Genomic DNA, 14,251 nt, shown 5'->3' on the forward strand with positions numbered 1-14,251 from the left:
AAAACGGGTTGTTAATAATTCTATATGCGGTTAACAAGTTGTAGAGTTTGACCCGCCGGATTTGTGCTTGTACTCAAGCATTCAAATGATTAGGATGAATTATCACGTGATTATCCGTACCGGATCGGGCGGTTTTCATTAATTTCAATTCCCTTTTATAAATAAATATTTCCGGGAGATATAGATGTCTGGAACCATACCTATTGTTGTTGAAACTACCGGGCGCACAGAACGCGCTTACGATATTTATTCCCGTCTTCTTAAGGATAGAATCATCCTGCTCAGCGGCGAAGTTAATGACCATGTTGCCAGCGTTATTTGCGCACAGCTTCTTTTTCTGGAGTCAGAAGATCCTGATAAAGAAATTTACATGTATATCAACTCTCCCGGCGGCGTAGTTACTGCCGGCATGGCTATTTACGATACAATGCAGTATATCTCTGCTCCTGTGGCAACCCTGTGTATGGGACAGGCTGCCAGCATGGGCGCTTTCCTGCTCAGCGCAGGAGAGAAAGGGCAGCGTTATTCCCTGCCGCATAGCCGTATCCTCATTCACCAGCCTCTGGGCGGTGCGCAGGGTCAGGCTACTGACATTGATATTCAGGCCCGTGAAATCTTAAGACTTAGAAAATCCCTCAACTCTATCATGGCGGCAAACACCGGCAGGACTGTAGAAGAGATTGAGAAGGATACTGATCGCGATAACTTCATGTCTGCTCAGGAAGCTGTTAAATACGGCCTCATCGACAAGGTTTTGGAGACTCGCGGAAATATTGAATCCAAGGAAGGTTAATTCCTGATGAGTAATGAAAAACAAGGTTCAGGACAGGACCTTCATTGCTCCTTTTGCTCCAAGTCTCAGGATGAGGTGCAGCGTCTGATCGCCGGACCTGATGTTTACATTTGCGACGAGTGTGTTCAGCTTTGTAATGACATCATGGCTCAGGAAGCGGTCGGTGAGGAGTTTGATGCAGGTAAGCTCCTGTCTCCACAGGAAATTAAAGAACTGCTTGATGAATATGTAATCGGTCAGGAGCACCCCAAGAAGATTCTGGCTGTAGCAGTTCACAATCACTATAAGCGTGTGTACTACACCCAGTCCAGCGGCTCTGATGACGTTGAAATCGATAAGAGCAACATTCTGCTGATCGGGCCTACAGGTTCCGGTAAAACCCTGCTGGCTCAGACTCTGGCAAGAGTACTTAAAGTTCCTTTTGCCATTGCAGATGCCACCACACTGACCGAAGCCGGTTACGTGGGAGAGGATGTGGAAAACATTCTCGTGCAGCTCTTGCAGAACGCTGACTATGACATTGACGCCGCATCCCGCGGAATCATCTACATTGATGAGATCGACAAGATTTCCCGCAAGGGTGACAGTCCTTCCATCACTCGCGATGTTTCCGGTGAAGGCGTGCAGCAGGCTCTGCTCAAGATCATTGAAGGAACCGAAGCCAACATTCCTCCCAAGGGCGGTCGTAAGCATCCCCAGCAGGAATTTATCAGGCTCGATACCTCCAATATCCTGTTTATCCTCGGCGGTGCGTTTATCGGTCTGGATACCATCGTGCAGCAGCGCATGTCCGGTTCCGGTATCGGTTTCGGTGCAAAGGTTGAGCAGAAGTCAGATAAGGGAATCAGTGAACTGTTTGCTAAAGCAGAACCCGCGGATTTGGTCAAATTCGGTCTTATTCCCGAGTTTGTCGGCCGTATCCCGGTTCAGACCGCTCTTTCCGAGCTGAGCGAAGAAGATCTCGTGCGTATCCTTCAGGAGCCTAAAAACGCTCTGGTCAAGCAGTACAAGAAAATGTTCGAACTGGACGGCGTACGCCTGACTTTTACTGCTAACGCTATGAAGTCTATTGCAGCCAAAGCTGTGCAGCGTAAAACCGGTGCACGCGGTCTGCGCAACGTGCTTGAATCCATCATGCTTGATATCATGTACAGGCTTCCCTCCATGAGTGGAGTCAAAGAGTGCGTGATCAATAAAAGCGTTGTTGAAAATGGAATGGAACCCATTCTGTTCTTTCACAATGAAGTGAAAAGCGCATAGCTGAAATTTGTTTTGGTTTTTATGTAGCCCCCGTTTCTGTCAGGAGCGGGGGCTTTTTATTATGCAGATTTTTGAATTATTTTATTATGAGAAAGGATGTTTTTTAATTGTATGGGATTGGCTTTATCCGAGTAATGTCGTATGAAAAATTTTACTCAAATTTTATATTTTCAGGTCGGCCAGTTCATGAAGAAAATTATATTAATTGCTACCTTAGCTCTTTTGGTGATTTTTTCTTTTTGCCCTGTTATTTCAGCTGCAAAGTCCCAAGCTTTGCTTATAAGTTCTTATCATCCCGGATTCCCGACATTCTTTTCACAGATAGATGGTCTTAAATCAGTACTTGATCCGGCGGGAGTTCATCTTGACGTAGAGTTTATGGATTCCAAGCGGTTTATGAACAAAAAAAATCTTTCCGCTTTCCGTAACATGCTTAAGATGAAGATTGATTCGGTGGATAAATATGATGTTGTAATCACTTCTGATGATAATGCCTTAAATTTTGTATTAAAAAATAAAAATGAGTTTTTCCCGGACACTCCGGTTATATTTTGCGGGGTCAATGATCAATCTCTGGCCCGTTCTCTGGATAGTAATGAGAATATTACCGGTGTCATTGAGGCCGTTTCCATGCGGGAAAATATCAGAATCATCATTGATTTAGTACCTGGACTCAAAACGGTTTATCTTATCGTGGATGATACTCCCAGTGGGCAGGCAGATCTGCAATTGGCCGACAGTGTACATCATGAGTTCTCAGATCTTAAGCTTGTCGAGATTCCTTTAAAAAGAATGAACTGGACGGAAATGAAAGATGTGCTTGGCAGGCTTCCTGCTGATAGTGCTGTTCTTTTGCTTTCCGCTTATCGGGATAAAGATGGGGTCGCGAAGTCTTTTGAGGGAGGTTTGCAGGAGATTATTTCAAGCAGCAATCGTCCTGTTTTTCATATTTATGAACATGGCATCGGGAATGGGCTTATAGGCGGTAAAGTTATTTCGCACTATGAACAAGGTGCTATTGCAGGGCGTATAGCTCTCGATATCCTGAATGGTAAATCCATCAAAGACATACCGGTAGTGGAGGATGGAGAAGCCAATAGGTTTGTTTTTGACCGTGTCGTTCTTGATCACTTTAAAATCAAAGATTCAAAATTACCAGCCGGATCTATTATTTTGAACGAGAAGCATTCGGTATGGGGAGTCCATAAAATTGAGATTGTAGCCGGGCTTTTTGTTATCGCAGTACTGCTTGTTTTTTCCATCGCATTATCCGTAGCGTATATGAAATTGCGCAATGCTCAGGAAGAGGTCCGCCTGAGCAGGGAACGTTTTGCTCTTGCAATGGCCGCCAATAAGGATGGTGTCTGGGATTGGAACATTATTACTGACGATGTGTATTACAGCCCCGGCTATAAGGCTATGCTCGGATATGGTGAAAATGAATTTCCGTCACATGTTGCTTCATGGGTTGATCTTATTCATAAAGATGACCGTGCTCATGCTTTCGAAATCAACAGTAAGTGTATCAATAATGAAATAGAGAACTTTGAAGTCGAATTCCGCATGCAGGACAAGGATGGTAAATGGCTATGGATTCTTGGGCGCGGAAATGCCGTGGAAAGGGATGATTCCGGCAAGGCCATTCGGATGATCGGCACTCATACCGATATTACTGAGTTAAAAAGTTCACTTGAGGAAATCAGACATCTGCGTAATCAGTTGAAAAGTATTATTGATTCCATGCCTTTCATTCTGGTTGGTCTAAACAGTGAAGGACGGGTTACCCATTGGAACATGAAGGCTTCAGAAGTGGCCGGAGTCAGCGGTGATGAGGCTGTGGGAAGATTGGTTGAAGAGGTATTTCCGAGGCTTTCACCTTATATGGAGCAGGTCAGGGAGTCATTGCGCAGTCAAAATGTATGGACTGACCCAAGGGTTTCCCGCAAGCAAGATGGGGATGTCTTTTACGATGATATTATGATTTACCCGCTTTCCGCTGGAGAACAGAATGGTGTTGTTGTCCAGGTTGAAGATGTTACGGAGCGGGTTAGACTTGAAGACATGCTGGTCCAGAATGAAAAGATGCTTTCGGTTGGAGGTCTTGCAGCCGGCATGGCGCATGAAATCAATAATCCGCTTGGGGTAATTGCTCAGGGTGCCCAGAATATATCCAGACGAGTATTAGGTGATCTTCCGGGAAATAAACGTGCTGCAGATAAATGGAATATTAATCTCGATGAGCTGCATGGTTATATGCGTGACCGGGATATTCCCAAGATCATTAACGGCATAACAGCTTCCGTTGATAGGGCCGGAAAAATAGTTCGGAACATGCTTAGCTTCAGCCGTAAGAATCAGGATAATTTTAAGAGGCATGACCTTTCTGAGTTGCTCGAGAATACAATTGAGCTTGCGGATAATGAATACAACCTTTCGACTAAATATGATTTTAAGAAGATCGAAATAGTACGTGAGTTTGAAGATGATCTGTCTACTGTCTTATGTGAAGGAAGTGAGATTCAGCAGGTCTTTTTGAATCTATTGAAAAACAGTGCCCAGTCCATGACTTCGAAGAAGTATGAAAAAGGCGGTCCCAAATTTATACTCCGGGCATATGAAAAAAAGGACTGGGTCAATATTGAAATAGAAGATAACGGGCAGGGCATGGCTGAGAGTGTGCGCAAACGCATATTTGAACCTTTCTACACAACCAAGAAAGTTGGTGAGGGAACCGGCCTTGGTCTTGCTATCTCATATTTCATTATAGCAGATCTGCATAAAGGGAATATGGAAGTATATTCGTCGCCCGGAAATTGGACAAAGTTTGTTATCTCGTTGCCTATACGGCAGTCCGTTTTGGGACAACACTGTACATGTATTAATAAAAATTAACATTTTCGGGCTGAGCGGGGTAATCGATCTTTGTTTTTCTCCGATACGTGTTGTTGTCATCGTCAGCTATTAATTTTTATGTATAATGTAATTAATGATGGTTTGTGGTTTGACAAAACGGTAGCAGGTATTATTTCATGTTTCTGTATGGTTATAAGTTTTATTTTTTGAAAATTAATCGTCATGGTTATAGGTTTAACTGACGTTCCGAAATAACTTTTTTACCTGATTAGGTGTCCATCCTGTGAACTGACATAGTGTTTGTTCTAGTTTGGTTTAAGACGTTTCCGGGTTAAAAGCAGGAGGATAAATGTCGTCCACAGTTTTTGAAGGTGGCAATACATCCACTGAACAGAATATTCTTCCGATGATGTCACTGCGGGAAGTAGTTATGTTCCCGCGTTCAATTGTGCCTCTTTTTGTCGGTAGGGAATCTTCAATCAAAGCGATTGAGGAAGCCATTTCCGATTACGACAAAAAGATTTTTCTGGTCACTCAGGAGTTTCCAGAAAAAGAAAAGCCCGAACCGGAAGATCTTTTCCGGGTAGGTACTGTCAGTAAGATCCTGCAGATGCTCAGGCTTCCCGACGGTACTATCAAGGTGCTTTTCGAAGGTATGTACCGTGCCAGTTGGGATCCTGATTCTGATGAAGTCGTTTTCGGTGAGAATTTTCCGCTGGTGAATATTGAGCGGGTTGATGATCTTCCGGCCGAAGAGCATACAACCGAGGCTCTGGTGCGTTCCGTTCACGAAGCCCTTGAAAAATTCGGCAAGGTGAACAAGAAAATAGCTCCTGAAACCATTCTGGCTATTTCTACCATCCGGACTGCCGGGAAGCTGGCTGATTCAATCATGCCGCACCTTAAGGTGGAGTTTCTCAAGAAGCAGAATATTCTTGAGATGGTTGATCCCATCGAAAGGCTGGAAGCCGTTTATGAGCTGCTGCTTGGTGAAATTGAAATCGTGTCTATTGAGAAACGCGTTAAGAACCGTGTCAAAGGGCAGATGGAAAAGAATCAGCGTGAGTATTATCTCAATGAGCAGCTCAAGGCTATCAATAAGGAAATGGGGCGTGAGGATGATCCTCAGGCGGAAGCCCATGATCTTGAAGAGCAGCTTAATGAAAAGAACATGGAAGAAGAGTCCCGGGAGCGGGTGCGCAAGGAAATCAAAAAATTGCGCCAGATGGCTCCCTCCTCTGCAGAATATACCGTTGTCCGCAACTATGTGGATTGGGTTATGGAGCTTCCATGGAACAAATACAAGAAAACCAAGCTGGATATAGCTGAAGCACGCAAGATTCTGGATGAAGATCACTACGGTCTTGAAAAGCCCAAAGAGCGCATCCTTGAATATATGGCTGTGCAGTCTTTGGTCGAAACCATCAAAGGTCCCATCCTTTGTTTTGCAGGCCCTCCCGGTGTAGGTAAAACCTCTATCGCCCGTTCCATTGCCCGGGCTATGGGGCGTGAGTTCGTACGTCTCTCCCTTGGTGGCGTTCGCGATGAAGCCGAGATCCGTGGTCACCGACGTACTTATGTCGGAGCGCTTCCGGGTAAGATCATCCAGTCATTGAGACGTTGCGAATACAGCAACCCGGTTATCTGTCTTGATGAGGTGGATAAGATGAGTACCGACTTCAGGGGCGATCCATCTGCGGCTCTCCTTGAAGTTCTTGATCCGGAGCAGAACGGAACATTCAACGATCATTACCTTGATCTTGATTACGATCTCTCCAAGGTCTTTTTCATCACTACCGCTAACGACCTCCATTCTATTCCGCTGCCTCTGCAGGACAGGATGGAGATTATCAGGCTTCCCGGTTATCTCGAAACCGAGAAAATCCATATTGCAAAAGACTTCCTGCTGCCGAAGCAGATAGGGGAACATGGTCTTAAGGAAGATAACCTTGCTGTTTCCGATAATGCCATGATCGATATCATTCGCACCTACACCCGTGAGGCGGGAGTGCGTAACCTTGAGCGCGAGCTTGCCAAGGTCTGTCGTAAGACTGCAATGCAGATCGTGGAATCCGGAGACAAAAGCAAGAGTGTTCATGTGACCACCGCTAATCTGAGTAAGATTCTCGGGGTCCATAAATTCCGTTACGGAGCCAGTGAAGACCGGTCTCTGGTCGGTGTTTCCACAGGTCTTGCCTATACTCAGGTGGGCGGTGAAATGCTCATGGTGGAAGTCGTGCTTATGCCCGGTAAGGGCAAAGTTGTTATCACCGGTAAGCTCGGTGAAGTCATGCAGGAATCTGCTCAGGCAGCACTTTCATACATCCGTTCCCGTTCCGATCTTTTTGGACTGAAACCGGATTTTCATGAGAAGATTGATATTCACGTACACGTACCCGAAGGAGCCACTCCCAAGGATGGTCCTTCAGCCGGTATTACCCTGTGTACTGCTATCGCCTCTGCGTTCCTTAATGTTCCTGTCCGCCATGATCTGGCGATGACCGGGGAAATAACCCTGCGCGGTCGTGTCCTTCCTATCGGCGGCTTGAGGGAAAAGCTTCTGGCTGCACATAGAGGTCTTTCCAAGACTGTGCTTATTCCCATCGATAATAAGAAAGATCTTAAGGATGTGCCTGATGTAATTCTTAAGGATCTTGAAATTATTCCGGTGGAAAATATGGATGAAGTGCTCAGTTGTGCTTTGGATAACCTTACCGCTGAAGAGTTGTTCCGCGGGCGAGACAGCGCTACGCCTATCGCGCTTAACTTGATCAAGGATGAGTATCAGACCCAGCCGCACTAAGTTTCATATACAAATTGATTTTAGAAGAGGATGTCCTTTTTGGGACATCCTCTTTTTCTTTGAGGTCAAAAGTACTGCGGTTTTATCTAAGCGGACTTTCATGTTATGATGGAGTATGAAGTCGCGCTATCGGATATATAAAGGTTGTGAGTTCGCGTGTAAGTTTCGGCGCGCGATAACTGTTGTCTTTATTTTCCTTTTTGTGCTTACAATTTATATTTGTTCAGAAGCTTCCAATCATAATGATCTCAATAAAATTTTGCGCGAATCTATTCGGGAATTGAAAATTCCGGGTGCGGTGATGATGGTGGAAACTCCGGAAGGGCAGGTCTGGGCTTTTCGGGCAGGCGTACGCAGGATCGGCAGCCTCAAGCCTATGGGGAACAATCTTAAATTCCGCATCGGCAGTATAACCAAGACTTTTGTGGCTTCAGTAATACTAATGCTGGTGGATGAGGGAAAAATCAGCCTTGATGCCGAAGTATCTGAAGTCTTGCCGGATGTAGTTACTGAAGGCAGCCTTCTTACTATTCGTAATCTATTACAGATGCGCAGCTGTCTGGGTAATTTTACAATTGATCAGGATTTCTTGCATTTGTTCAGGGAGCGGCCGTGGATGCATTGGAGCCCGGAACATTTACTGCAATTCGGAAATAAGAATCATTGCAGGGAAGGCAGGATATTTGAGTATAATAATTCGAACTATGTTCTTTTGGGGTTGATCATTGAAAAAATTACTGGGGATACTTTTGAGAATCAGGTTTATCAGCGCATACTCAAGCCCTTGGGGTTAAAATCAACTACATTCCCAGTGAAAAGCGCCAATATCTCTGAGCCATTTGCGCGGGGCCATGACTACAACCCTCAAACCGGAAAAATCAAAGACTTGACTCTTAAGATCAATCCGTCATGGGCGTGGTGTTCTGGAAACGGCGTTTCCACCGCTTCGGATATGATGATTTGGCTGAAGGCGTATTTAAATGGATTCGGGATAAATGCAGGTCTTAAGTCCGAACAGATGGATTTCCGCCCGGTAACTTACGATGGTATTTCTTATGGTCTTGGGGTTATGAATAAATATACAGCTATAGGCCATAACGGTAATTTTGCCGGTATATATACTTCTCTGGCTTTCAAGTTCAGGGGGTATTATTTTGTAATTCTGACTAATGGTCAGGCAGAGGGTGGAGGACGTAAAGCAACTGCAGAGTCCGTTTTCTGGCGAGTGATAGAGAGGTCGAAGATATTTAATTAGAAGCTGAAGCTGAATCCCAGTCCAAGTCCCATAGCGCTGGGAGGAGCGTCAGGTCCGGCATGAGTCTCTGTGGGCTGGTTGTCCAGGCCGAAAATTAATCCTGTCTGCATGTCGTCGGTGATGTCTAATCCAGTTACAAAGTCAGTGAATGAGAATTCTTTTTCCATGCTTGCAACGGTTTGTTGCTCTTTGGATTTCGTCTCTTCGACATACCCGAAATCAGCAGCAAAGATATTGTTGGATCCGAAGAGCAGCAGTGCTGATGTTACTACTATTGATTTCCACATGTTTCACCTTCCCGTTGAGTTGCGGAAATTTCTCCCCTTGTCGTATAGAATTATACAAAATATGGACCATTGTGTTGTATGTTCAATAATTCAATTGGATATTTAAAATTGAACTTATTCCATATTTGAGCAGCTAGGAAAAATGATCGATTTTTACTAGCTGCCTTACGGCAGGAACCTTCCGAAGCAGCGATCCAGATATGTCGGTAAGGTGGATAGATTTATGAGTAATTAGTTTTCAAATACGAACTAATTTAGTTCGGCTTTGAATTTTAGGCTGAGTCCAATAGTGTATGATTTTCGAAATGAGACAGTTTTGGTTCGTTTGACGATAAGATTGACGTGAATAAGAAAATAATTCTAATTTTTATAAAGTTTTTTCTTTCAAAATAGAAATGAGATTTCAGATTGTTACAGTTGTGTTACGATCTTTTATCATTATTCTGCAACAAAACCCCTATTGACAATAACTTCAATCACTCTAAAGTGGCTTAAATTTCTCGCGAAAAGCAGAAAATTTATGTTGTTGCAGTGGGTTTTGAAGGGCTCCTTTACAGGGGTCGGAGGATCATTAAAATGCGGGCTGATCCTGCCTGAACTTCGCAATTACCTATATGCAATGTTGAATTGTGACCTTCGTGGATTTGCTGTGTGGAGTGATATGGTCAATTGTTGCGAAGGGAGCGTTGCAGCTTCGTGCTGTTTTTTCAGCATGAAGCATAACTCTAAACGGTAAGGAATGTGAAAATGTTTAGAAGGATTGTTCGCCCGTTGGTTCTGGCGGTCTGTCTGGCAATGGTTGCGGCTACTGCATTTGCAGGTGCGCCTAAGTACGTATTTTACTTCATCGGTGATGGTCTTGGACCCACCCAGCGCATGGCAGCTGAACTCTACAACAAAATGGAAAAGAATGACGCAGAAGCTAAGCTGCTCATGAACACTTTTCCCCAGTCTGCACTGGTTACCACTTATTCCGACAACACCCTGATCACCGACTCTGCAGCAGGCGGTACCGCGCTGGCATGTGGTTTCAAAACCACCAACGGCTATCTCGGCAAACTGCCTGACGGCACCGACATCAAATCTGTTGCTGAAGCAGCAAAAGAAAATGGTTACGCAGTAGGTATCATCACCACAACTCGTCTGACCCATGCTACTCCGGCAGCTTTTTCCTCTCACAACCCCGATCGTAACGCAGAAAACGCTATCGCAGTAGATCAGGCTGATTCCGGCTTTGATTTCTTCGCTGGCGGCGGATACCGTCATTATGTTGCCAAAGACAATGCTCAGGGCCTCAAGTCCAAGCGTAAGGATGATGTAGACGTTGTTAAGATGTTTGCTGATCAGGGATACAAGACTTTCGTTGGTGATTCCACCCGTGATGCTTTCCGTGCTTACAAGGCTAAAAAAGGCGAGAAAGTTTTCGCAGCTCTGACCTACAGCCACCTTCCTTACGAAGTTGAGCGCCGTAACAGCAAGATGACCGAAAACAAACTGCCTGCTCTCTACGAACTGACCGAGAAGGCTGTTCAGTCTCTCTCCGCTCAGGAAAAGCCTTTCTTTCTTATGATTGAAGGCGGCCGTATTGACCACGCTGCACACGCTCATGATGCAAAGTCCACTATCCTGGATACCATTGCTATGGATGACGCTGTTAAAGTTGCATATGACTTCTACCAGAAACATCCTGAAGAAACTCTCATTGTAACTGCTGCCGACCACGAAACCGGTGGTGTTGCACTGGGTATCTCCATGGACTCCAAAGGTTACTTCCTCAACCTTAAAGAACTCGAAAAAGTTCAGGTCTCCGCTGAAGATAACCTCGATAAATACTACAACAAGCTGTGTGCAAAAGAGTCTGATCTCAAGAAACGTCACGCTGCTTTTATCGCATACGCTGAAAAAGAATGGGGTCTGACCGATCGTACTGCTGCTGAAGACAAAATCCTTGCTGATGCAATGGTTGTTCAGGACAAGAACCAGAACCTGCCCGAGGACAAGCAGACCAACTACGGTTATGCTTACACCCCGACCATGGTTGCTGTTACCGACCTGATCTCCCAGCGCGCACGTATGTTCTGGACCTCTTTTGTTCACACCGGAACATTCATTCCTGCAACCTCCATAGGTGTAGGTTCCGAGAAGTTTAACGGCTTCATCGATAACACCGATATCCCCAACCGTATGGCTGAAGTCATGGAAGTTAAACTTTCTGACAGCAAGCACACCGATTCCAAGGCTCTGCTGGGTAAAACCTTCGGTCCTCAGGAAAAATACGCCAAGATTCCTTACAACAAATAGTTGTTACGGATAAAAGGCATATTTGCTTATGATTTAAAGGTCCCCGCATGAGCGGGGGCCTTTTTCCATATCAAGAGGTATCCATGAAAAGGTTTATATCTCCGATATTATTTATCCTGATGATTGTCGGGATTGTCGGACTTTTGAAATATGAGCAGGCCGGACCTGATCCGTATTCCGGGATGCATGAGTTACGTGCCACTGTTACCGGTGTGGATAACTCCGCTTTGGTGGAAATGGGTACTGCTCGTATCGGTGGACAGCACGTAACCGCGATTTTAATGGAAGGTGAGGTCAAAGGTCAGACTGTCATCGGCGTTAACCAGTTAACAGGGCAGCCGGAAATGGATGAAATTTTTCATCCCGGTGATACTATCCTTATGGCTGTGCGCATTAATGACGGTAAGGCTGTGGAAGCCCGTGCCGTAAACCAGTATCGGCAAGGCTGGGAACTGGCGCTGTTTGGTTTGTTTGTAATCATTCTGTTGATTTATGCCCGTTCAATAGGCCTTAAAGCCCTGTTCAGCTTTATCACCAGTTTTTACATTATCTGGAAATTTTTCATTCCCGGATTGCTTGACGGCGGCAATCCAATCATGCTGACCGTTGTCACCCTTACTTTGCTTACTGTGGTGATCATCACTTGTGTTGCCGGATTTTCGCGGGTTACTGTGGTGGCTACATTGGGGACTCTAAGCGGTTTGTTGCTGGCATTGACCCTGACACTGTTCTTTGGCGAGAAGCTGAAAATGGCGGGTATGACAGCTCCATTTGCGACTATGCTGGTCTTTTCCGGTCATTATACACTGGATCTGCTTGATATATTTTATGCTTCGGTCATTTTAGGTGCTTCAGGTGCGGCTATGGATATTGCCATGGACGTTGCCGCTTCCATGAACGAAGTTATGGATAAGAAGCCTGATATCACCCGTAATGAGCTGATCAAGTCCGGCTTCAATGTCGGGCGCATGGTTACCGGAACAATGACCACAACATTATTGCTGGCTTACTCCGGCGGCTATCTGACTATGCTTATGCTTTTCGTAACGAAGGGAACATCTTTTACCCGTATGCTTAATTTTAAGCTGGTGGCGGCTGAGATCTTCCGAACCTTGGTCGGGAGTGTCGGGCTGGTGCTGGTGGCACCGATAACGGCAATCTTAGCAGGATTTATCTTGTGCGGATTTAATGAGATTAAAAAGACATCAAATTAAAAAAGTCCCGGACAGAAATTGTCCGGGACTTTTGTTTTATATTCGACCTTGTTTTTTTATTTCAACTTGCTGGTGATATTATTCTTGATCCAGCTTCCATCCCACCATTCCACGGGATTCACTGGTATACCGGAGCAGATGACACCGTAATGCAGGTGGTCTCCGCCAGCCATGCCGGTGGCACCGGTCTTACCGATTATCTGTCCTTTTGCGACCATATCTCCGGGCGCCACATCAATTTGGCTCAGGTGCGAGTAAAGGGTCTGAAGACCGAGACCGTGGTCGATAATGACTGCATTGCCGTAGATGCCGAAGTCTGATTCAGCAAGTACAACCCGTCCGTTGTTTGCAGCCGGAATCGGAGCCTGACGTGTGCTGGCAAGGTCAATTCCCAGATGGGTCTGTTTGTCGATTACTTCACCTGAATAGTAGTAGCTGCGTTTGTCACCGAATCCTGCACGGGTGGCAGCATTCGGAAGTCTTTTGAAGCTGCCTTCGAACAGGAAGGTCGGGGAGGTCTCTTTAGCAACGCGATGGAGTTCCGCACGGTTTTTCTTGCGTAGCTCGCGGTTAACTTTAAGGAAGAGCTGAACCTGACTGGGCAGTCCGGGGTAATCTCCTTCAAACTGGGGCATTTTTGTATTCAGGAAACGGTCGGAGATGTTGATCCGGTCATGGCGGTAGGTTTTACCGTTGGCATGATACCAGAATGAACCTTTGCGCACGTTGCCGGCTGCATCTTCAGCCATTAGCACCGGATTAAAATCTTTCTTGTCGGTGTAGTAAGGCATTGCGAAAAGACAGGCATAACTTCCGTCCGGCTGTTTGTAGCCCGGAAAAAAATCTTCATTAACCTGTACGCCGGTTTTGGACGGATTTTCATCTAAATTATAGATCAGCAGTCCGCAGCCGCCCTGATTGAAATTGTGGGTGGTGGATTGAACGGTAATTTTGGGAGCGATGGTATCAAGGGTGTAGTTGCCTCTGGCAATTACAGCATTGCCGCTGCCGAAACCGGCCAGGGAAGTATCCACAGCCCAAACTGCCAGTTCAAACGGCCCTTCTTTGATCTGCTTTTTCTTAATCAGAATGTCTTCATTGTAATCGAAGGTTCCCTTGGGAAGATTTTTTTCTGTGAGAGTCAGTTTTTTCTCTCCCTGAGAAAGTACGATTTTAACCGCCTTAAGTCCGGATTGAGTATCGCTGATATTTACGTTGATAGGGGTCTCATAGGTGACGAATCCTTTCGCCGGCGTCAAAGCTGCCTGCGGTGCTGTTGTGTCTTTATAGAGCAGGTAAGCCCCTGTGCCTATCACGGCAACGAGAATTATCAGGAGGAGAATCTGTCCGATACGACTTTTTTTCTTAGCCATTACATATCCTTAAATTGTTTAATCGTTAGTGTCGTACATCGTTCGTACTCCCGCCCACAATAAACATAAATGGGCACATGGTTCAACCTACAACATTGTTAAAAAAGGAACT

9 protein-coding genes are annotated in these 14,251 nt (G+C 45.4%); 7 read left to right on the top strand and 2 right to left on the bottom strand.

The window, feature by feature from the left end; all coding sequences use genetic code 11:
- The first annotated feature begins 184 nt into the window (after positions 1-184).
- From clpP to ACKU40_RS05345, 5 genes are all read left to right on the top strand, one after another.
- The gene (gene clpP, locus ACKU40_RS05325; RefSeq protein ID WP_320175483.1) at positions 185-793 is read left to right on the top strand and encodes an ATP-dependent Clp endopeptidase proteolytic subunit ClpP; all 609 of its coding nucleotides are present in this window, start codon (positions 185-187) and stop codon (positions 791-793) included.
- A gap of 6 nt (positions 794-799) precedes the next feature.
- On the top strand, positions 800-2,053 hold the full coding sequence (gene clpX, locus ACKU40_RS05330; protein ID WP_320175484.1) for an ATP-dependent Clp protease ATP-binding subunit ClpX: 1,254 nt from the start codon (positions 800-802) through the stop codon (positions 2,051-2,053).
- A gap of 186 nt (positions 2,054-2,239) precedes the next feature.
- Positions 2,240-4,945: an ABC transporter substrate binding protein gene (locus ACKU40_RS05335; protein WP_320176363.1), complete on the top strand. Its 2,706-nt coding sequence runs from the start codon at positions 2,240-2,242 to the stop codon at positions 4,943-4,945.
- Between the two features lie 310 nt (positions 4,946-5,255).
- Positions 5,256-7,709, top strand: coding sequence for an endopeptidase La (gene lon, locus ACKU40_RS05340; protein ID WP_320175485.1), 2,454 nt, complete (start codon positions 5,256-5,258; stop codon positions 7,707-7,709).
- Positions 7,710-8,010: 301 nt separating this feature from the next.
- On the top strand, positions 8,011-8,964 hold the full coding sequence (locus tag ACKU40_RS05345; RefSeq protein ID WP_320175486.1) for a serine hydrolase domain-containing protein: 954 nt from the start codon (positions 8,011-8,013) through the stop codon (positions 8,962-8,964).
- On the opposite strand, the gene ACKU40_RS05350 is transcribed toward ACKU40_RS05345, so the two are convergent.
- On the bottom strand, positions 8,961-9,251 hold the full coding sequence (locus ACKU40_RS05350) for a hypothetical protein (protein WP_320175487.1): 291 nt from the start codon (positions 9,249-9,251) through the stop codon (positions 8,961-8,963). The two genes, ACKU40_RS05345 and ACKU40_RS05350, sit on opposite strands and share 4 nt — an antisense overlap.
- A 747-nt stretch (positions 9,252-9,998) precedes the next feature.
- Between ACKU40_RS05350 and ACKU40_RS05355 the strand changes: the two genes are divergently transcribed.
- A complete protein-coding gene (locus ACKU40_RS05355; RefSeq protein WP_320175488.1) occupies positions 9,999-11,552 on the top strand; it encodes an alkaline phosphatase in 1,554 nt (517 codons plus the stop codon).
- Between the two features lie 83 nt (positions 11,553-11,635).
- A complete protein-coding gene (locus ACKU40_RS05360; RefSeq protein WP_320175489.1) occupies positions 11,636-12,766 on the top strand; it encodes a YibE/F family protein in 1,131 nt (376 codons plus the stop codon).
- A gap of 56 nt (positions 12,767-12,822) precedes the next feature.
- Here ACKU40_RS05360 and ACKU40_RS05365 read toward each other — a convergent pair whose 3' ends face one another.
- Positions 12,823-14,139, bottom strand: coding sequence for a M23 family metallopeptidase (locus ACKU40_RS05365; protein WP_320175490.1), 1,317 nt, complete (start codon positions 14,137-14,139; stop codon positions 12,823-12,825).
- Positions 14,140-14,251 lie beyond the last annotated feature (112 nt).

The organism is Maridesulfovibrio sp., assembly GCF_963666665.1.
Lineage (GTDB): Bacteria > Desulfobacterota > Desulfovibrionia > Desulfovibrionales > Desulfovibrionaceae > Maridesulfovibrio.

What these genes read in the sequence shown, in the direction of transcription:
- ACKU40_RS05335 (WP_320176363.1), top strand. Translation starts at nt 2,240, where the DNA reads ATGAAGAAAATTATATTAATTGCTACCTTAGCTCTTTTGGTGATTTTT.
- clpP (WP_320175483.1), top strand. Translation starts at nt 185, where the DNA reads ATGTCTGGAACCATACCTATTGTTGTTGAAACTACCGGGCGCACAGAA.
- clpX (WP_320175484.1), top strand. Translation starts at nt 800, where the DNA reads ATGAGTAATGAAAAACAAGGTTCAGGACAGGACCTTCATTGCTCCTTT.
- ACKU40_RS05350 (WP_320175487.1), bottom strand. Translation starts at nt 9,251, where the DNA reads ATGTGGAAATCAATAGTAGTAACATCAGCACTGCTGCTCTTCGGATCC.
- lon (WP_320175485.1), top strand. Translation starts at nt 5,256, where the DNA reads ATGTCGTCCACAGTTTTTGAAGGTGGCAATACATCCACTGAACAGAAT.
- ACKU40_RS05360 (WP_320175489.1), top strand. Translation starts at nt 11,636, where the DNA reads ATGAAAAGGTTTATATCTCCGATATTATTTATCCTGATGATTGTCGGG.
- ACKU40_RS05345 (WP_320175486.1), top strand. Translation starts at nt 8,011, where the DNA reads ATGATGGTGGAAACTCCGGAAGGGCAGGTCTGGGCTTTTCGGGCAGGC.
- ACKU40_RS05355 (WP_320175488.1), top strand. Translation starts at nt 9,999, where the DNA reads ATGTTTAGAAGGATTGTTCGCCCGTTGGTTCTGGCGGTCTGTCTGGCA.
- ACKU40_RS05365 (WP_320175490.1), bottom strand. Translation starts at nt 14,139, where the DNA reads ATGGCTAAGAAAAAAAGTCGTATCGGACAGATTCTCCTCCTGATAATT.